Origin of the sequence: Flavobacterium sp. NRK F10, from assembly GCF_024054235.1 — a bacterium.
Classification (GTDB): Bacteria; Bacteroidota; Bacteroidia; order Flavobacteriales; family Flavobacteriaceae; genus Flavobacterium; species Flavobacterium sediminis.
The window spans coordinates 2,573,179-2,592,562 of the sequence record NZ_JAMXLC010000001.1; the positions used below are offsets into that span (position 1 = coordinate 2,573,179).

The following is a 19,384-nucleotide window of genomic DNA, read 5'->3' on the forward strand; positions in this document are numbered from 1 at the left end:
AATTTCAGAGCTTTTTTTATGAATTTATTTTACCAATTCAATTTCAAAAACTAAATCTGTATTTGGCGGAATAAGGCCACCACCGGCGCCTTTTTCACCGTAAGCCAGTTTAGAAGGAATAAAAAGAGTTGCTTTTTCTCCGTAATGTAACAAATCTACACCTTCAGCAAATCCGGCAATAAAACGATGTTGACCGATCGTAGATTCGATAGGTCCATAATTACCGCTTTGTTCTCTTCTTAGATCGTATCTTCCGAAAAGTTTTGCTACTTCAGGATTACTGGAGTCAAAAAGTTTTCCATCGTTAAAAAAGCCAGAATAGGCAACTTTTACACTAGTTCCCGGTTCCGGTTTTTGGTTTGTTCCTTTTTGAGTAATTACATACAACAAACCTGAATCAGTTTGGGTAGCTTTTTCTTTTAGATGAGCAAAGTAAACCGATTTTTCTGTGCAAATGGCACTGATCTTAGCTTCTTGTTCTTTTTTTCTTTGTTCCTCTAGTGCTACTTGTTTTTTTCTTTTCTCTTCCTGTACTTTAGCAAAATTCTCTCTGCTTTTGTCATTAAGAGCTGCAATTCTTTTGTCTTCAGCTTCTTTATCTTTCATATAAGCCTTGAATACTTTTTCGGCTTTGAATTTTTTAGCTTCTTTACCTTTTTTGATAATTGTGATTTTTTCAATCACATCTCCTTGTTTGATCTTATCAACAACATCTTGTCCTTCTACTACATGTCCGAAAACGGTATGTTTTCCATCAAGCCAAGGTGTTTCCTTATGAGTAATAAAAAACTGACTTCCGTTTGTATTTGCACCGGCATTTGCCATGGATAAAATTCCGGGACCTTCATGAGTCAGATCGGTAATTTCATCTGTAAAATTGTAACCAGGACCGCCGGCACCGGTTCCATCCGGATCACCACCCTGAATCATAAAGTTAGCAATAACACGATGAAATTTTAGTCCGTCATAAAAAGGTTTTCCTTTTAATTTTTCGTCTACAAAATCATTTTTTCCTTCAGCTAAACTAACAAAGTTAGCAACTGTGACAGGTGTTTTCTTAAAATCTAATGATAGTAAGATAGTTCCTTGATTCGTTTTAATTTCAGCAAATAATCCCTCTTCTTTATTTTGTGCTATCAATAATGACGTCAGCAATAAGAAGTAAATGGTAAAGTGTTTTGTAATTCTCATTTTTTATTGATTTGGAAGATTTTCTAATAATTCAATTTCAAATACGATATCTGCGTTAGGCGGAATAACATTTCCGGAACCCTGTGCGCCATAACCTAAGATCGCCGGAATGTAAAAGGTTCCTTTGTCTCCGAAAGAAAGTAAATCCAATGCCTCAATGAACCCAGGGATCAATCCTTGTTTTGTGCCGTAATTAAAAGGTAAGGGCTGGTAGGCATTAGCGGCAGCTTTTCTAGGGTTTAACTTTCCGAATTTCTCAGCTATTGCTTCTACACTCGAATCAAACAGTTCTCCATTAGTTAAAAAACCGGAATATTGAATATAGACTTCCTGTCCGTTATTCGGTTTTTTTCCTTCGCCTTTTTCAATCTTGTAGACCAAACCGGAACTTGTTTTGGTGCCGCTCATTTTTAATGCGTTGATCTTTACAACTTGTTCTTTTTTTATCTCTTCTAATGCTTCAGCAGCTTTCTTCTGGTTTTCAGCTTCAATACTGTAGTAATCTTTAAATATTTTTACGGCATCAAATTTCTTAGCTTCGTTTCCTTTTCGGATGATGCTTATTTTTTCGATAACATCGTCTTGTACAATAGCATTGACAACATCTTGTCCTTCTACAACATGACCGAAAACGGTGTGTACACGATCTAACCAAGGAGTTTCTTTATGGGTGATAAAGAACTGACTACCGTTTGTATCTGGACCGGAATTAGCCATGGATAAAATTCCGGAAGCATCATGTTTTAGATCCTCATGGAATTCATCTTTGAATTTGTATCCCGGACCGCCGGAACCATCACCGTTAGGATCACCACCCTGAATCATGAAATTTGAAAGAACACGGTGAAACAGTAGTCCGTCATAAAAAGGTTTTCCTTTGAATATTTCTTCTACGAAAGGGTTTTTACCTTCTGCTAAGGAAACAAAGTTAGCAACTGTAATAGGTGCTTTTTCAAATTCTAATTGAACGAGAATGTCTCCTTTTGAAGTTTGGATGTCAGCATATAAACCATCCTTTAAATCGGCATACTTTTCGTTACATGAAAACAGAATTAACGAAGTAGCCAATGCAATAAATGCTTTTTTAATGTTTCTCATTTATGTAAATCAGTTTGTTTAATGGATCGTATCTTTTTGAATATCATTCAGGGTAACCGTACAGATCAAAGGCTGGTTCGATTGGATTTTATTATCGTCTCCGTGATAACCGTATCCCATGTGTGATGGAAAAAGAAAAGTTATTTTTTCTCCTTTTTTCATCAATTTAATCCCGTCACGAAGTCCCATCATAATATGTTCCTTATCGACATAATATTTTTGAGGTTTGAGTTCTTCTTCAGAATAGATGATCTGATTTCGGATATCTTTTATTTCATAGTCAAAAAACGCGATATCTCCTCGTTGCGGACTTGGTGTTGCATCCGTTACTTTAACATCATATTTATACCAATAACCTTTTGATGAGGCTAAGTATTCTTTTAATGTGTCTTTTTTTATGATATCTTCGATCAGCTTTTCTTCGTTGGCAATTAATTTTTTGTTCCGCTCAATAGATTCTTTTATAAAAGTCCCGTCAGTATGGGAGATCGGCTTTCTTGCTTGCTGTTGTGAACAAGCAGCAACCAGGAAACCAAGAGCAATTGATTTTAAAATAATTTTCATATTAAGCTTTTTCTTTTGCTAAAATAGCAATAAATTGGTTTACAGTTTCTTCTAAATTTGAAAAAGATTTTCCACCGGCAGCATTAATATGTCCCCCGCCGTTGAAATGGTTACGAGCAAATTGATTGACATCAAAACTTCCTTGTGAACGAAAAGAAATTTTAACAATTCCTTCTTCTTTATTTTCAATAAAGATCGCTGTAAGGTGTATTCCTTTAATTGTTAAACCATAGTTTACAATGCCTTCTGTATCTCCTTTTTGGTAATTGAAGCTGTCCAGTTCTTTTTGACTCAGTGTGATGTAGGAAGCATTGTATTGCGGTAAAACTTTCAAATTTTGTAATGCCCTGCCTAATAGTTGTAAACGGTTATAAGTGGAGTTATCGTATAATAAATTATAAACTTCTGAATTATTAACACCCCGTTCGATTAATTCTGCGACACAACGGTGCGTAGCCGGCGTGGTTTTAGGAAATCGGAATCCGCCCGAATCTGTAAGAATTCCGGTGTAAATACAGGTAGCAACGTCTTTGTCGATCAAGTGATTGTACCCTAAAGCGTTAATAAAGTCGTATACCATTTGACAAGTTGAACCGTAATTGGTGTCGGAAAATGTAAAAGCAGGGTAATCATCCGGTAATTCGTGGTGGTCAATCAGAACCATCGGAAGGGTTAACGTTTCCAGATAGGCTCCCATTTGGTGTCCAGTACGGTGTAAAGCGTTAAAATCTAATGTGAAGATAAGCTCGGAACTGTTTAAGAAATCTTTTGCCTTTTCCTCTTCTTTTTCAAAGATTACAGTGTTCTCAGCATTGGGCAACCAGGCTAAAAAATCAGGAAAGTCATTAGGGGATACAAAGGTTACTTCATGATTCAGCTGTTGTAAAAAGTGCAGTAATCCTAAGGAGGAACCCATTGCATCTCCGTCAGGATTTCTATGTGAAACAATGCTGATTTTTTTAGGGTGAGAGAGTATTTCTTTTAATTTTTTGATTTCTGTGGTTGTAAACATAGATTATTTTGCTAATAAAAGTCCCAGACTGACAAATATGATTCCTAATCCGATACTTAAGAAGGTATAGAAAATAGAAGTCATATAATTTCCGGATTGTATAAAATTATAATTTTCAAGTCCAAAAGTGGAAAAAGTGGTAAAACCACCGCAAAAGCCCGTGACTAAAAGTAGTTTTAAAGATTCATTACCGGAAAATTGCTTTTGAAGATAACCTGTTAAAAAACCGATTAAAAAACAGCCAAGGATATTTACAATAAACGTGGCACTATACAGTTTTTCAACCATATTTTTGGATACCCAAACATTGGTCAGGAATCTTAGGATACTTCCTAATCCACCTCCCAGTGCAACAAAAAACAAACTTCTTACCATTATAATTTCTGTTATCGTTTTAGAGCAAAATGCCCTTTTATGGTTTTGCCATTGGTTAATTCTAAAACGAACCAGTAATCTGAAGAAGGTAGAGGTTGATCATTATAAGTTCCGTTCCAACCGGTGCCTTCCGGACTAATTTGTTTTAGAAGTTTTCCAAATCTATCAAATATAAAAATTTTACTGGCTTGCAGCCCTCTTTTATCCAGATTTTTAATATTCCAATAGTCGTTGTAGTTGTCTCCGTTAGGGGTGAAATATTTAGGATAATTCAATATGTAAAACGTTCCGATAGTGATACCGCAGCCATTTTTATCCTGAATATAGATCGTATATTCTCCTTCTTCCAGATATTCAAAAACAGGGCTATCCTGATAATTGATGCCGTTTAAAGAATATTCATAGTTGCCATTTCCGGATGTTAAGATCGTTGCAGTATTATTTGAATCAAAATCATGAATAACAATATCTGTTATGGTAGCAGCTTCTGAAGTAACGACAAAAAAGGTTTTAATTTTAGAACAGCCTTGATCGTTAGTAATGGTAACCGAATAGTTTCCGGCTGAATTTACATTTATGGATTCGGTAGTTGAACCGTCGTCCCAAAGATAACTACTGAAACCACTGTCTGCCTGTAGAGTTTCTATATTTCCGTTACAAAGTCCGAGAGTTACATCATTAATTGTTTCTTCAAAAGTGTGTACTGTTAAGTTTATCGGATAATCGCTATAACAGTTGATATTGGAAATTCGGGCAAGTATTGTTTGTTGGTATGCTGTTGTATTAGTATAGTCTGACGGTAAAGCCGTATTAGAGCCTAATTCGTAAAAAGAGATCTGGAAATTAGACGGTAGATTGCTGAATAGTTGTGTTGCGATATTATTTAGATCAAAAGCGGTAATACCATCTTGATTATCGTCAGCATCGCAACTTTCAAAATCAGTTTGATTAACAGTTAAATTCGGTGCAAATTCCAATTCAACCTCAGAATCTATTATACACCCTCCGATTGAAACTTCTACTTTATAAATACCATCAGAAGTTACATCAAGTGTAGCATTGGTTTCGCCGGTCAAAGGTGAATTGTTTTGGAACCATTGGTAAGTGGCTCCCGGAATAGTTTGCCCGATAGTATAAGGATTTTCAGAGGAACAGATTGGGTTGCCGTTAGCAACGGTTCTGTCATTTCCCAGATCTAAACCGAAATTAAAGCTACCTCCTTCCAAAAAAATAGCGGAGTCATAGCGATAGTTACCTTCGTCGGCTATGACCAATTTAATATGGTATTGAACTCCGGGAGTAACATCCGCTTCGGCTATCATTCTTTTGGTCTGACCATTGTAATTCGTAGGATGATTCGTTCCGTTAAAAGCATCAAAATATTGTTCGTTCTGAGCATTACATCCTCCTGGAATATCCGGATGTACATTAGTTACTTTTACGGGAGTGTTAGTCCCTGGTATAACGGCCAAGTTCTGATAAGCAGTAGAACCTGCTTCCCGTAATAGAAATGCAAAACCGTCTGAATAGGTACAGGTTGCCGTTCCGTGATATTCTTCAGAAGAAAAGATATAGTTAAAACTGATATGCGACCCTATCGGAATAAAATCAAATTCTAAAACTGTTGCATTTAGTGAGTTAGAAATACCCAGAGCTTGATTAAGGTCTGAATCGCCTCCCCAATTGATATTTCCGCCGCCATCATCTGAGATATACGTATTGGGTCCCGGTGCATTGTCAATTTTTCCGGAACTAAGTATAATACCGTTCTGAAATGGAAAACTACTTCCGTTACCACTAAAAAAGCCCCAACTTTCCTGTCCGTTACCAAAGTTACCGCCTGAAACGGAAACGTTGCTTACAGAAGCACAAGAATTAGAGAAGAGGACATCATTGACTAAGTCTTCGGCAGTGTAAGTATCATCAACCGTAATATATTGGGCATACAATTGAGGCATGCTTGTAAAAAGCACTAAGAAGCCAAAAATAAATTTCATTTTCATAGTACCTGCAAAGATACTATAAATCTCGTTTTTTAAGCAATTTATAGGATAGGAAAATAAAGATAAAGATCCAGATTAAGGCGATCAGGATGTTTGAAAAGTGAACGCTGTAATCTTTCGTGTTTTCTATTCCTACCTGAGTACCGATAGTTTTTACAAAATTCAATCGGGAATAAGGTTCAACAACGATGTTAGACATGGATTCAAGCGGAAAGAAATCATAAATCTTATCAATTAAAGTATCGTCTTGTTTGTTCTCTTTCAGAATAACATATTTTAAAATTCCGTGACTAAAGAATTCAAACATTGACCAAAAGATCAAAAAACCAAGAGCAAAAGCGGAACGTTTGATTAAAACACTTAAAAATAAGCAGAATGAAAAGAAAGCTACTAATTTTATAAAATAGCCTAATACATATTCTAGTTGGGAAAAAACAATTGAAAATTCATTGTATGAAGAAAAGCGAAGCCCTAAAATCAATGTGATGAGAAAAACAAAAAGAGTCGATATCAATGAAAACATTATAACCGTCAAAAATTTACTTAAAATAACCTCTTTTTTACTTAATCCGTCTATTAGGTTTTGTTTTAAAGTGTTATAGGTATATTCATTAGCCATCATAGATACAATAACAACAGCTAAAAATATTTTGAAATAATCTGCTACATAAGTATTAAAATGCCAGATAAACGGGAAGTTAAATATTCCCTGATCGGCAATGTTAACATGAATAGGTCCCAGATCAAATTCGATATTACTAATTAAGAACAATAAGAATAAAAGAGAAAAATAGAGTATAACTAAGATTTTACTGGCTCTGTTCTTGAATATTTTTTGAAATTCTATAGAAAGTAAACGATACATAACATTAGGATTGATGATTGGTTAATTGTAAGAATTGTTCTTCAAGGCTGTGTTTTCTCTTAACCAAATGGCTAAGAACAATTCCTTTTTTGAATAAATAATCATTTAATTCAGCAGCTTCTAAACCGGAGTTTAGATAAACAATCAGTTTTCCGTCTTCCTGGCTTGTTTTGTCAACTGCCGGATGTTCCTTTATGATACTTTCCAAATGTACAATATCATCAGACTTCAATTCAAAAAACCCTTCGTTAGCAACCATTTCATTTACAGTTCCCTGGTAAAGCATGACACCCTTTTGTAAAACAACTACATGGCTGCATACTTTTTCTACTTCATCTAATAAGTGTGATGCCAAGAGAATAGTTGTTCCTTGAGAAGCGATCAATTTTATTAATTCTCTGATCTGACGTATCCCTTGCGGATCAAGGCCATTGGTCGGTTCATCCAGAATTAAGATCTCAGGGTCGTTCAAAAGGGCAGAGGCAATGGCCAAGCGTTGTTTCATCCCTAAAGAAAATGTCTTGAACTTACTGTCTTTGCGATCTAATAGACCTACTAATTCCAGTTTTTCTGCAATCTTTTCACGCGGAACTTCTTTGATTTTACAAACTAATGACAAGTTTTCTTCAGCAGTCATATAGGGATAAAAATTAGGACGCTCAATAATAGCTCCTACTTTCTTTAAAGCATCATGAGTAGGTACTGTTCCGTCAAACCATTGGTATTCTCCTGAAGTTTTATTAACGACATTGAGAACGATACCTAAAGTAGTTGATTTCCCTGAACCGTTAGGTCCTAAAATACCATAAACATTCCCTTTCTTTATTTCAAACGAAACGTTTTTAACAGCATGTACATGATTGTTGTACACTTTGTCTAAGTTTCGAATAGTAAGAATTGTTTCCAAAATAGTTTTATTTAGTTGGTTTTTAAAAAGCCGATAACTTCTTTCTGTGTAAGACGGAACTTTAGCCTTTTTGTTACAATTTTATTTTTAAATCCCCTGACTTTGTTAAAGTGTATTTATTTTTTTAGAGTTTTGTAAAACATATTGAAAAAAACTGTAGGTTTGCGGATATCGTCTAAGGGGGATTAGCTCAGTTGGCTAGAGCGCTACGCTGGCAGCGTAGAGGTCATCGGTTCGAGCCCGATATTCTCCACAAAAAATCCCGATCTGACCGATCGGGATTTTTTAATTCAACCAAAACTCAAAACTTAAACTAAACGTAATTATAAGATTGTTGTAGCATATTTGTTTTACCTTTTTCCTCTTATAAGAGAAAGAATAAAAAGGACGATAAATATGAAAAATAAGATTTTTGCAATTTGAGCAGCTCCGGCAGCAATACCTCCAAAGCCTAAAATTCCGGCGACAATAGCAAGAATTATGAATATAATAGTCCAACGTAACATAGTTTTATATTTTTAAAGGTTAGTATCTTTTTTTGATAAAACAAAGTTACGTTGTGAAGCTTACTGATGTGTTACATGATTTTGTAAAAATGTTTCAAAACCTTACTATTAGAGTATAGCCTACATTTAAAAACCTTCAAAAACACCCAAACCAAATAGTGCAAAATCATATTTCACAGGATCTTGGGGATTCAATAATCTAAGATTGGTGTCTAGCTCTACTAAAGCTTTAGCATCGTTTTGTTTACGAGTAAGTAAACCAAGTTTTCGGGCAACATTTCCGCTGTGTACATCGAGGGGACAGGATAAATGAGCCGGATTGATAGATTTCCATATTCCTAAATCGACTCCTTTATTGTCTTGACGAACTAACCAACGCAACATCATGTTAATCCGTTTGGCAGCTGATTTATTCAAAGGATCGGAAATGTGTTTTGTAGTTCTTGGCAAATGCGGGATTTCAAAAAAGATACGTTTGAAATTGGAAATGCTCTCTACTTGGTTTCCATTGCTTTGGGATTGATTAAAAACCGCTTCCAAACCATCGTGATTTTGGTATATGTTGCGCAACGCTTTAATAAATGTTTTAGCGTCCTGTCCGTTGAAAGTTCTGTGTACAAAGGTATTTAGTGTTTCTAAGTGCTCTTCCTTGTGGGTCATGACAAAATCATAAGGAGAATTTCCCATAATTTCCATAAACCGCTGTCCGCTTCTGATAATCATTTTCCGATTTCCCCAAGCTAAAATAGCAGCTATAAAAGCCGCAATTTCAATATCTTCTTTGACCGTAAAGGAATGCGGGATTTGTATAGGATCAGTTGTTATAAAATCAGGACGATTGTATAAATCGGCTTTTTCATCTAAGAAATCTTTTAGCTCTGTAGAAGTCATTTAGAAATTTTATAGATTAGTGCTTCATGTAAACCTTCAACAGTTTCCTGATGGGAAAATTGCATTCCTACTTTTTCTAAAACACGTTGCGAGGCGGTATTTTCAGGCATTGTTCTTCCGATAATTTCCGTAAAATGTAATTGATTAAAACCATAATCAAGACAGGCTTGAGCAGCTTCGGTAGCATATCCTTTATTCCAAGTCTCTTCTAAAAAACGAAAGCCCAGATCAATGAATTCATGATCGTGGTTTTTGAGTCCGCACCAACCGATAGAAGTGTTCTTTTCTTTTTCAATAACCAACCATCTTCCTGTACCGAATATTTTATAATCTAAATAATTTTTAATAAAATCGTTAGCTTCTTTTACAGATAAAAAAGGAGCGTCGCCTGTATATCGGATAACGTTAGAGTTTTGATTTAACAGGAAAAGAAAATCTGCATCATCAGGTTCAAATTCCCGAAGTATTAATCGATCGGTCTCTAAAATTTTCATAATTATACAATATTTCCGTCGACCATTGTCAGTTTTCTGTCGGCCATATCAGCCAAATCTTCATTGTGGGTAACGATAACGAAAGTCTGTCCGAACTCGTCTCGAAGCTTAAAAAAAAGCTGGTGTAAATTTTCGGCACTATGAGTATCTAAATTTCCTGAAGGTTCGTCGGCAAAGATAACAGCCGGTTTGTTGATCAAAGCTCTGGCAACCGCTACTCTTTGTTGTTCACCACCGGAAAGTTCTCCGGGTTTGTGATCGATACGGTGTGAAAGCCCTAAATAATCCAGAAGTTTTTTGGCTTCTGCTTCCACTTCTGTTTTGTTTCTGTTGGCAATAAAACCAGGAATACAGACGTTTTCCAAAGCCGTGAATTCCGGTAACAATTGATGGAATTGAAAAATAAAACCTAAATGCCGGTTGCGAAAACGAGATAAGTTTTTGTCATTTATTTTTAAAACATCTTCATTGTTGATCACAAGTGAGGAGTCATCAGAAAGATTGGGCTTGTCTAATGTCCCTAAAATCTGTAATAAGGTTGTTTTCCCAGCTCCGGAAGCACCTACTATAGAAACGATCTCTCCTTTTTGGATATGTAAATTAACTCCTTTCAGAACATGAAGCGTTCCATAGCTTTTATGAATGTTATAGGCTTTTATCATGACAAATTTTTTACAAAGTAACTTATTTTGAGGAAATCAAACTATTTTGAAATACAAAAAATGTGATAAAAATTAGTTAAACCGTTTATTTAAAAAATAATTAATGGCTAACTTGGGATAAAAATTGCAAAAATGAAAATAGTTTTAGTAGTAAGTTTGTTGATCGTGACCGGATGTCAGGGGCAAAAAAAACAAAAAGAAGAACAAAAAAATAAAGAACCTATTGTTATAAAAATGGATAAACATAATGAGATCGCAACTTTTGCGGGAGGGTGTTTTTGGTGTACAGAAGCCATATTCCAGGAAGTAAAAGGAGTGAAAAAAGTAGTATCCGGTTATATCGGCGGAACGACTAAAAATCCCACGTACAAAGAAGTATGTACAGGTGCAACCGGACATGCGGAGGCAATTCAGATCACTTTTGATCCGACAGAAGTGGCTTACGAAGATTTATTAGAGATTTTTTTCGGTACTCATGATCCGACTACTTTAAACCGTCAGGGAGCTGATGTGGGTACGCAATACAGAAGTGAAATTTTTTACTATACACAGGCACAAAAAGAAAAGGCAGAACATTATATTCAGTTAATTGAAAAGGAAAAATTGTATACTAAGCCTATAGTAACCAAAGTGTCTCCGGCATCTGAATTTTATCCGGCAGAAGATTACCATCAGGACTATTACAGTCAAAATGCATCTCAAGGTTATTGTCAGATGGTTATTGCACCAAAGTTGGAGAAATTGAGAAAATATTACCATTCCAAATTAAAATAATGAGTATTTTCAATTCTGAAGTACTATATTGGCATTAGTTTTGTTTGTATAGAGATAGTTGAATAAAAAAAGATATAATGGGAGAAGAGGTAATAGTTAAACCTGAAGTTAAATCTTCTAATAAGAAAGCAAAGTTAGTATTGAGCATTATTTTTGACCTGATAGGAATGATGTCTTATTTGGTACCTGTATTTGGTGAGGCTGTTGATGTAATCTGGGCTCCTATTTCCGGTTTGTTATTAATGTTGATGTATAAAGGAACTAAAGGTAAAGTGGCTGGTATTATCGGTACGATTGAAGAGCTAATTCCTTTTATCGATATTATTCCGACTTTTACATTGACTTGGCTTTATACTTATTTTATAGTAAAAGAAGAACAGTAGTGTAAGGTCTGTTTTTTTTGTGAAAAGGAACTGTCTGAATGCACAATCCATTGAATTAGGTGTGTTTCCAGACAGTTTTTTTATATGTTTTTTAAATTTCGTCTGCCAATATATAATAAACGGTATTCGTCCCGTCAAAGCCTTCAAAATATTGTATAGAGATACTTGTTGTAGGATCATAAATAGCATCAAAGTCAGCATAACCTAACGGCCCCACATTAGCAGAAAATGAAGTTCCTGCAAAGAGAAATTTGAATTTTGCAAAAGTCTGTGAAGTTCCGTATATATTTTGTGCTATATTACTTGGCGTGTCTATTGCCGGATAGCCCGCAGCTATATAACGCCCCCAAGTATTGATAGGAGGTGTTGTAAGCGGTGAGTAAAAAGGGAATGTTCCGGATAGATTATTGTCATAGACAGCAGAACTCCATGAGTTCAACGTAACTAAAGTTGATGTTCCGCTACTTTGTAAATAAGGATAGGGATTACCACTAATATCATGGGTTGTGATGTTGTATGACAGATCATAATTTGTGTTGTTGTAGACTTCTATTTTGTCTGCATAGGTTTCCGAGATCAGTAAAGCAGCTATTAGTGTTAAAATCTTTTTCATAGGGTTAGTTTTTAGTTGGGTTTAACATATTCATTTTAGAAGAATAAAGTGCAAATGCTTTTGAAATAGTCTGAGTTTCGTCAGTAATAGACTTAATGTCAATTTCATTTGCAATTAAGAAATCCTGAGATGCAGATAAAAGAGCTTCTTGTACTAGCATACGGTCGGCTTTTTTCTGTTGCATTTCTAAAATTTCATTTAGTTTAGTTCTAAAGATCATCATGTCTTCAGTTCTTTTTTTGGTAGTTTTAACAGCTACTTTACTTGTAGTAATTGCTGTTTCTTGGGACGGGCTACTTTCTTCATTAGCACAAGAAAAAAGTAAAAATGCGGATGCACATAAGAAAACCATCCATTTCATTCTTTTGTTTGCTTTCATAAGCTATAAAATTAAATTAAACATTAAAGAAAAAAATGGCTGAATAGCAGAGAAATCAAATATAGCTTTTTATGTATGGAAAAGCAAATTAAAAGTAAGAAAAAGTATAAATTATTTTGTTTTTTTATCAAAAAAATCAGCGATAAATCCTAATCTCATACCGCGTAACATCTTTTTTTCAAACCACCAGAAAAATTTGAATTGACCGAATAGCGTACCGATCGCAATAAGTAAAATCTGGTATAAAGGGAATATAATAATTAAACGAACCGGAAGGTATATCCAGTAGGGTAAATTATCTTTTTGAATTCCCAAAGCATCAGAAATAGGTCGTGAAACATAAGCAGCAGTAGAACCGGTTATAGCAAAAACAATAAAAATGATGACAAACTGGAAATTGCTTTTAATATTCCAGCGTTCTTTGAGTTTCTTCATATTTAAATTCTGGGGGGAAATCCGCCCAAACGTTGCTTATTTGTTAGTTGAAAATAAACCAAATAGTTGTAGAGCATATAATTCACTTCATATCCGTAATTTGTATAAGAATTGTAGTTGATCTGCATTTCGTACAGGCTCGGATCATATTGCGATGACATTATAACTCTTCTGTTCCATTCGGTTACCCAAAAAATATTTCTGGCTTCTAAATAGCTTTGCGTGTAAAAACCTCTTGGTTTGGCGTAAGAATTAAACCAGGATGTAAATCCGGGATCTATAATGATGATTTCATATTCGATCTCGTCATTTGCTATTCTGATCGTATCGCTTTCCAATTTAGGCTTGTCATTATGCTGATCTTTAGCCACAACTTCTTTATTGGAATTACAGGAAAAAAGTAATCCGAAAACAAGAGCCGTAATATAAAGATAATGACGCAAAACAATCTTATTTAGAATGTTTAAAGATAAAAAAAAGCTCTGAAATATTCAGAGCTTTTAACATAAAAAATATTTTGGAATTATTTTCCGAAAAGTCCGCCCAATAATCCACCTAAACCGCCTTTCTTTTTAGTAACGGCTGAAATGGCATCACTGGCATCTAATTTACCATCTCCGTTTTGATCTAAAACAGAGGTAAGGATATCTCCACTACCACTATTTCCACTAGTAACTCCGGTCAATAGACCTCCTAGTAATCCACCTAAATCAGATGTGCTGGAAACATTTCCTTTTTGAGTCTGTTTCCCTAAATATCCCATGATGATAGGAGCGAGCATCGGTAAAATTTTAGTAATGATACTGGAACTGACACCGGTCTTATTACTAATTCCGGTAGAAACGGCATTTAGTTTGTCTCCCAATAAATGATTCAGGATTTTAGAACCATCGGAAAAATCGCCACCATTTAAAAAGCCACTTACATTATCTAAAATGCTTCCGTTGTGTTTACCGCTTGTTAAAGCATTTAATAAGCCGTTTGCACTATCACCGCTTAACATATTGCCCTGCATAGCGCCCAATAATTCAGGAACACTTGAAGAAACAACATCAGAAGCTTGAGTTTCACTAATTCCGGTTTGCGCCGAAATGTTTCCAATGATTTGTTTGCCTAAATCACTATTGATTAAATCTAAAATTCCTGCCATAGTTCTACAGTTTTTTAAGGTTTATTATTCGTTTTTTAATAAACTGATGATTTGCTCCGCCAATTCCGTACCGATTCTGTCTTGTGCTTCATCTGTTGCCGCACCGATATGTGGTGTTAATGAAATTTTTGAATTCATCAATACTTTCATGGCAGGCGTCGGTTCATTTTCAAAAACGTCTAATCCCGCAAATCGCAATTTACCGGAGTCTAAAGCTTCTACAAGAGCAACTTCGTCAACTACTCCGCCACGAGCAGCATTGACAATTCCGGCATTGTCTTTCATTAAATCAATTTCTTCTCTCGAAATAACGTAACCGTCCTGAGCCGGAACGTGAAGTGTAATAAAGTCAGAATGTTTTAAAACCTCTTCCATAGGTTCGGTTTTAATGTCTACATTGATGAACTGACCGTTATAGAAATCTACTTTAATAACTGCATTGTCAACATATTTGTCGGCAGCAATTACTTTCATTCCCAGTCCTAATGCCATTTTAGCAACGGCCTGACCGATTCTTCCGAAACCGATCACACCTAATGTTTTTCCTCTTAACTCGGCACCGCCACCATAAGCTTTTTTCAATTCGTTAAAACGAGTATCTCCTTCTAAAGGCATATTGCGATTTGAATCGTGTAAAAAACGAACTCCGGAGAATAAGTGCGCGAAAACTAATTCGGCAACACTTTCAGAAGAAGATGCCGGGGTGTTGATAACATGAATTCCTTGCTGGCGTGCGTAATCTACATCTATATTGTCCATACCAACGCCTCCTCTTCCGATGATTTTTAATCCCGGACAAGCGTCAATAATATCTTTACGTACTTTGGTAGCACTTCTTACTAAAAGTACTTTTACATCATTAGTGTTGATATAACTGGCTACCTGTTCTTGTGCTACTTTAGTTGTTATGACTTCAAAACCACCTTTTTCTAAAGCTTTTATACCGCTTTTAGAAATTCCGTCATTGGCTAATACTTTCATATTGTATAAAATTTAATTTTGTTGATTTGGCAACAAAACCGATTAAACGTTTTCTTCTAATTTTTTCATTACGTCAACCAGAACCTGAATACTTTCTATCGGCATCGCATTATAAATAGAAGCACGATATCCACCTACAGAACGGTGTCCGTTAATGCCGGATATATTGGCTTCTTTCCACATTTTGTCAAATGTTTCCTGATGTTCCGGATTGTTCAGTACAAAAGTAACATTCATGTTCGAACGGTCTTCAGTTGCAGCCACACCTTTGAATAAAGGATTTCGGTCTATCTCATTATATAAAAGAGCAGCTTTTTCATTGTTTAACTTTTCAATAGCCGGTACACCACCTAAATTCTTTAACCATTGTAAAGTAAGTAAAGAAGTGTATACAGCAAATACCGGCGGTGTATTGTACATACTTTCTTTTGCAATATGTTGTTGATAATCCAACATATTAGGAATCGTTCTTCCTGATTTTCCTAAGATTTCTTCTTTTACAACAACCAGTGTAGTTCCTGCAGGTCCCATATTTTTTTGAGCTCCTGCATAGATAATATCAAATTTAGAGAAGTCTAAAACTCTTGAAAAAATATCCGAACTCATATCACAAACTACAGGAATGTCGGTTTGCGGAAAGGATTTGATCTGCGTTCCGAAAATAGTATTATTGGAAGTACAGTGAAAATAATCGGCATCCGAAGGAATTTCGTAATTTTTAGGGATGTAGGAGTAATTTTCGTCTTTTGATGACGCAACAACCACAGTTTCCCCAAAAGATTTTGCTTGTTTAATAGCTCCTGAAGCCCAAGTACCGGAATCTAAATATGCTGCTTTTCCGTTTTCTTTCATTAAGTTGTAAGGGATCATTAAAAATTCAAGACTGGCACCTCCTTGTAAAAAAAGAGCCTGATAGCCTTTCCCTTTAAGATCTAATAGCTCAAGTACTAATTCTCTGGCTTCGTCCATCACAGCAACAAAATCTTTACTGCGGTGTGAGATTTCTAAGATTGAAAGTCCTGAGTTGTTAAAGTTTAAAATAGCTTGTGCAGATTTTTCAAAGACCTCTTGCGGTAGTATACAAGGACCTGCACTAAAATTGTGTTTTTTCATTGTTATGTTGAAATTAACTAAATAGCGTTACAAATTTCGTAAATAATATAACAAATAGGGGTAAAAAACATGAACAATTTCACATTGTTATCAACAATTAATGTTCTTTAATAAAAAACGATGAGAATTTAATAATGCTTTATATTTTTAGTAGAAAATCTAAAGTATCCACATTATCAGCGTAATCCCAAAGTTCCGGTTTTTGGGTTTTTCCGAAAGGAATACTGTTTTTTGTAAGATTATTGGAAGTAATGCATTGAATTTTCTCGGCATCTGCTTCTAATTTCTGTAACACAGCATCAACATTGTCATAATATTCATAAAAAACAGAAGAAATCGGTGAAGCATATCCTTCGTCTTCTTTTAAGGTCATGAACTCATTATCCAACAATTTAAAATTACTCATCAGAAAGACGGCTTTGTTGTAATCGTAGTTGTTAGCATATTTGTCGTAGTGGATAATATCTCCGTATTCATACATTGCTTCAAAAAAGAGCTTGAAGTCGTAATCTTTAGGAATGAATATTTTAGAAACGTTTCGGCATCCCAAACCAAAATAGCGAAAGATATCTTCACCGAGAGCTATTAAATCTTCCTTAGATTCGTTGCCGGTTAAGATTGCGACCGAATTTCGGTTTTTCCTAATGATATTAGGCTTGTCTCTGAAATAATATTCAAAATATCTGGCTGTATTGTTGCTTCCGGTAGCGATTACAGCATCAAAATTCTCAAGTTTTTCGCTAACAAAAAGTATCCTTTCAGAAAATTCAGAATTAAGAGTTGTAAGGTATTTGGCTATGAATTTTAAAAGCTGTTGGTCATTGGAAGACAACTTTATTTTAGCAATATTTCCGGAAATAATTACTGAAAGCACATCGTGAAACCCGACCAAAGGAATATTCCCGGCTAAAATTAAACCGATGATCTTTGGTTCGGAATCTTTCGGAAATTCGTAAGGTTTTGTCCAGTTTTTTAGGTTCTCATATGTTAAGGCATTAGCCCACGATTGCAAAGCAAATGTTACCTGATCTTTAGTGAACCAACCGTTTTGATACTGTTGTTTTTCAATGATTTCAGCAAACTCGTCAAAGAAAAGGTCATTGTGTAAAACAGTACTGTTTCGGGTAAATTCAGTATCAAATTGTTTTAAGAAAAGTCCTAATTGAACAAAATAATCGTTAATTTCATTTTGTAACATTTGTAACTTGTTTTTATAGGGTTTACGTTGTACTTTTGCAAAAGTACGTAATAAGTTGTTATGGGAAATTTTTTATTCAAAAATCTTCTGTACCCTTACTTTAAATAAACTTAAAAAGATTAAAAATGGCTATAAAAATAACAGATGAGTGCATTAACTGCGGAGCTTGTGAACCGGAATGCCCGAATACTGCGATTTATGAAGGAGCTGACGATTGGCGTTATAGTGACGGAACAAAATTATCAGGTAAAGTAATGTTACCGGATGGTTCTGAAGTGGATGCCGGAGCTGCCCAAATACCTATTTCTGACGATATTTATTACATTGTTCCGGGGAAATGCACCGAGTGTAAAGGGTTTCATGAAGAACCTCAGTGTGCAGCTGTTTGTCCGGTAGATTGTTGTGTGCCAGACGAGGAGCATGTGGAAAGTGAAGAAACGCTGCTGAACCGTCAGTCATTCCTGCATAACGAATAAGAAAAAAACACAATAATTTAAAGAGGATTTTGTTAAAAAATCCTCTTTTTTTTTTACTTTAGTCAAAATTACAAAAGCCCAAAACAAATCTACCCAAAACCAAAATTGTATCGTTTATGAGAAAAATTTTACTACTGTTTTTTATTGCTGCTATTTATACCACAGGTTTTTCTCAAGCTACAGAGTTTACTATTATTGTTAAAGATATTGATACGGATACTCCTGTAGATGAGGTAACTATAACAGCTTTGAAAACCAGACAAGGTTTTTTGACAAACGGTGACGGAGTCGCAAAAGTGAACCTCTCCCGAAAATCCGATCTGGAATTGGTTCACTCTTCTTATAAACCCTTGATTGTACGTTATGCTTCTTTGAACCAGAAAGAGAATGTCATTTATCTGGAAAGTAATCTAAGACTGTTAGAAGAAGTGATCTTGACCAAAAGACATCCGCAGGAAATATTAAAGGATCTGGTGGAAAACTCCATGCAGCACGTAACTGTTCCGGCTAATTTAAAGGTGTATCTGAGAGAGTTCTATAAAAAGAATGATAATTATGTATTCTTTAACGACGGTTTGCTGAATTTCCAGATATTGGGTTCGCCCGAAAAGATTAAAACGGATATTTTAATAGAACAGAACAGGACTGTTGGTCTGTTAGACGGTGATATTAACGAAGATGTTTTAGGATATAATCTTAACAACATTATGGAAAATTATTATCAGTTCAAGTATTTGAATGAAGTATTGAATAAAAAGGCTCTGAAAGACTATGACTTTCAGGTAAAGACCTTTCCGCAAAATGAAAATTATTTAGCCATAAAGATCTCGCCCTTGGAAGAAGCAAAAGGAGTTTTGTCTAATTTTTATATAGTATACGACAGTACTAAAAAACTCATTGTAGAGATTAATTCTACAATACCTTCTTCCCGAATGATGTTTATGGAAGAATCGTTCTTTAACAAAACTAATATTTATACACTGGAATATAAGAACATGTTCAGGATTGATGGCAGTTTGTATTATTTGACCAGTTCTAAAGAAGTGATTGGATTTGAAAAGAAATACAAAAAAGAAAAACGAAAAATTGAAGTAAGGAACTATATGGTAGTAACGAATTTTGATACTGAAATTTTCGGATACACAAAAGAGAATGTCTTTAAAGATAAGTCGCTTATTAATAAAAGATCAACTGTTTTTACGCCTTATTGGGAGTTTGAGTCGGGATTGACACCTACAGTGGAAGAGCGAAAAATTATTACAATGTTAGCGGAATAAAAAAGAGACCCGATAAAAAATCGGGTCTCTTTTTTTT

The 19,384-nt window shown here is 35.0% G+C and carries 24 protein-coding genes and 1 tRNA gene; 5 read left to right on the top strand and 20 right to left on the bottom strand.

Annotated elements, in window-relative coordinates:
- Positions 1-24: 24 nt before the first annotated feature.
- From NHF50_RS11610 to NHF50_RS11645, 8 genes are read right to left on the bottom strand one after another with little or no spacing between them, the layout of a single operon-like run.
- Complete coding sequence (locus tag NHF50_RS11610) at positions 25-1,191, bottom strand: peptidylprolyl isomerase (protein ID WP_252776573.1); 1,167 nt, start codon at positions 1,189-1,191, stop codon at positions 25-27.
- 3 nt (positions 1,192-1,194) lie between these two features.
- The gene (locus tag NHF50_RS11615; RefSeq protein WP_252776575.1) at positions 1,195-2,289 is read right to left on the bottom strand and encodes a peptidylprolyl isomerase; all 1,095 of its coding nucleotides are present in this window, start codon (positions 2,287-2,289) and stop codon (positions 1,195-1,197) included.
- Between the two features lie 18 nt (positions 2,290-2,307).
- Positions 2,308-2,853, bottom strand: coding sequence for a gliding motility-associated peptidyl-prolyl isomerase GldI (gene gldI, locus NHF50_RS11620; RefSeq protein WP_252776576.1), 546 nt, complete (start codon positions 2,851-2,853; stop codon positions 2,308-2,310).
- Position 2,854: 1 nt separating this feature from the next.
- The gene (locus NHF50_RS11625; RefSeq protein ID WP_252776579.1) at positions 2,855-3,865 is read right to left on the bottom strand and encodes a bifunctional oligoribonuclease/PAP phosphatase NrnA; all 1,011 of its coding nucleotides are present in this window, start codon (positions 3,863-3,865) and stop codon (positions 2,855-2,857) included.
- A 3-nt stretch (positions 3,866-3,868) separates the two neighbouring features.
- The gene (gene crcB, locus NHF50_RS11630; RefSeq protein ID WP_252776581.1) at positions 3,869-4,240 is read right to left on the bottom strand and encodes a fluoride efflux transporter CrcB; all 372 of its coding nucleotides are present in this window, start codon (positions 4,238-4,240) and stop codon (positions 3,869-3,871) included.
- Positions 4,241-4,251: 11 nt separating this feature from the next.
- Complete coding sequence (locus NHF50_RS11635; RefSeq protein WP_252776583.1) at positions 4,252-6,237, bottom strand: T9SS type B sorting domain-containing protein; 1,986 nt, start codon at positions 6,235-6,237, stop codon at positions 4,252-4,254.
- A 22-nt stretch (positions 6,238-6,259) separates the two neighbouring features.
- Positions 6,260-7,108, bottom strand: coding sequence for an ABC transporter permease (locus NHF50_RS11640; protein WP_109569824.1), 849 nt, complete (start codon positions 7,106-7,108; stop codon positions 6,260-6,262).
- A 4-nt stretch (positions 7,109-7,112) separates the two neighbouring features.
- Entirely contained in the window at positions 7,113-8,015 is a 903-nt protein-coding gene (locus tag NHF50_RS11645; protein ID WP_109569825.1) for an ABC transporter ATP-binding protein, read from the bottom strand.
- A 179-nt stretch (positions 8,016-8,194) separates the two neighbouring features.
- Between NHF50_RS11645 and NHF50_RS11650 the strand changes: the two genes are divergently transcribed.
- A tRNA-Ala gene (locus NHF50_RS11650) sits at positions 8,195-8,268 on the top strand.
- Positions 8,269-8,365: 97 nt separating this feature from the next.
- Here the strand turns inward: NHF50_RS11650 and NHF50_RS11655 are convergent.
- From NHF50_RS11655 to NHF50_RS11670, 4 genes are all read right to left on the bottom strand, one after another.
- Positions 8,366-8,521 carry a DUF1328 domain-containing protein gene (locus tag NHF50_RS11655; protein ID WP_109569826.1) on the bottom strand — a complete coding sequence of 52 codons (156 nt, stop codon included), beginning with the start codon at positions 8,519-8,521 and terminating at the stop codon, positions 8,366-8,368.
- A gap of 126 nt (positions 8,522-8,647) precedes the next feature.
- Complete coding sequence (locus NHF50_RS11660) at positions 8,648-9,412, bottom strand: TIGR02757 family protein (RefSeq protein WP_252776585.1); 765 nt, start codon at positions 9,410-9,412, stop codon at positions 8,648-8,650.
- Positions 9,409-9,906, bottom strand: coding sequence for a GNAT family N-acetyltransferase (locus tag NHF50_RS11665; RefSeq protein WP_109569828.1), 498 nt, complete (start codon positions 9,904-9,906; stop codon positions 9,409-9,411). The genes NHF50_RS11660 and NHF50_RS11665 overlap by 4 nt, the downstream gene beginning before the upstream one ends.
- Before the next feature lie 2 nt (positions 9,907-9,908).
- Entirely contained in the window at positions 9,909-10,568 is a 660-nt protein-coding gene (locus NHF50_RS11670) for an ABC transporter ATP-binding protein (protein ID WP_109569829.1), read from the bottom strand.
- A 234-nt stretch (positions 10,569-10,802) separates the two neighbouring features.
- Between NHF50_RS11670 and msrA the strand changes: the two genes are divergently transcribed.
- Both msrA and NHF50_RS11680 read left to right on the top strand, forming a co-directional pair.
- A complete protein-coding gene (gene msrA / locus NHF50_RS11675) occupies positions 10,803-11,342 on the top strand; it encodes a peptide-methionine (S)-S-oxide reductase MsrA (RefSeq protein ID WP_218925801.1) in 540 nt (179 codons plus the stop codon).
- A gap of 77 nt (positions 11,343-11,419) precedes the next feature.
- Positions 11,420-11,725: a hypothetical protein gene (locus NHF50_RS11680; RefSeq protein ID WP_252776587.1), complete on the top strand. Its 306-nt coding sequence runs from the start codon at positions 11,420-11,422 to the stop codon at positions 11,723-11,725.
- A gap of 91 nt (positions 11,726-11,816) precedes the next feature.
- Here the strand turns inward: NHF50_RS11680 and NHF50_RS11685 are convergent, their stop codons facing one another.
- The 8 genes from NHF50_RS11685 to NHF50_RS11720 all read right to left on the bottom strand — a co-directional run bounded on the left by NHF50_RS11685 (position 11,817) and on the right by NHF50_RS11720 (position 17,594).
- Positions 11,817-12,338, bottom strand: coding sequence for a hypothetical protein (locus NHF50_RS11685; RefSeq protein WP_252776589.1), 522 nt, complete (start codon positions 12,336-12,338; stop codon positions 11,817-11,819).
- A 4-nt stretch (positions 12,339-12,342) separates the two neighbouring features.
- Complete coding sequence (locus NHF50_RS11690; protein ID WP_252776592.1) at positions 12,343-12,717, bottom strand: hypothetical protein; 375 nt, start codon at positions 12,715-12,717, stop codon at positions 12,343-12,345.
- Between the two features lie 111 nt (positions 12,718-12,828).
- Positions 12,829-13,152 carry a DUF6787 family protein gene (locus tag NHF50_RS11695; protein ID WP_252776594.1) on the bottom strand — a complete coding sequence of 108 codons (324 nt, stop codon included), beginning with the start codon at positions 13,150-13,152 and terminating at the stop codon, positions 12,829-12,831.
- Positions 13,153-13,154: 2 nt separating this feature from the next.
- The gene (locus NHF50_RS11700; RefSeq protein WP_252776595.1) at positions 13,155-13,595 is read right to left on the bottom strand and encodes a DUF6146 family protein; all 441 of its coding nucleotides are present in this window, start codon (positions 13,593-13,595) and stop codon (positions 13,155-13,157) included.
- An 80-nt stretch (positions 13,596-13,675) separates the two neighbouring features.
- Complete coding sequence (locus tag NHF50_RS11705) at positions 13,676-14,302, bottom strand: DUF937 domain-containing protein (RefSeq protein WP_252776597.1); 627 nt, start codon at positions 14,300-14,302, stop codon at positions 13,676-13,678.
- 24 nt (positions 14,303-14,326) lie between these two features.
- Complete coding sequence (locus tag NHF50_RS11710; protein WP_109569837.1) at positions 14,327-15,283, bottom strand: D-2-hydroxyacid dehydrogenase; 957 nt, start codon at positions 15,281-15,283, stop codon at positions 14,327-14,329.
- A gap of 42 nt (positions 15,284-15,325) precedes the next feature.
- Positions 15,326-16,396 carry a 3-phosphoserine/phosphohydroxythreonine transaminase gene (serC, locus tag NHF50_RS11715; protein ID WP_109569838.1) on the bottom strand — a complete coding sequence of 357 codons (1,071 nt, stop codon included), beginning with the start codon at positions 16,394-16,396 and terminating at the stop codon, positions 15,326-15,328.
- Between the two features lie 139 nt (positions 16,397-16,535).
- The gene (locus NHF50_RS11720) at positions 16,536-17,594 is read right to left on the bottom strand and encodes an acyl-CoA reductase (RefSeq protein ID WP_252776598.1); all 1,059 of its coding nucleotides are present in this window, start codon (positions 17,592-17,594) and stop codon (positions 16,536-16,538) included.
- Between the two features lie 125 nt (positions 17,595-17,719).
- Here NHF50_RS11720 and NHF50_RS11725 point away from each other — a divergent pair, with 125 nt between their 5' ends.
- Together NHF50_RS11725 and NHF50_RS11730 are read left to right on the top strand one after the other, a co-directional pair.
- Positions 17,720-18,070 (top strand): 4Fe-4S dicluster domain-containing protein, encoded by a 351-nt coding sequence (locus tag NHF50_RS11725; RefSeq protein ID WP_109569840.1) that lies wholly within the window; start codon positions 17,720-17,722, stop codon positions 18,068-18,070.
- A 116-nt stretch (positions 18,071-18,186) separates the two neighbouring features.
- A complete protein-coding gene (locus NHF50_RS11730; protein ID WP_109569841.1) occupies positions 18,187-19,347 on the top strand; it encodes a hypothetical protein in 1,161 nt (386 codons plus the stop codon).
- The last annotated feature ends 37 nt before the right edge of the window (positions 19,348-19,384 follow it).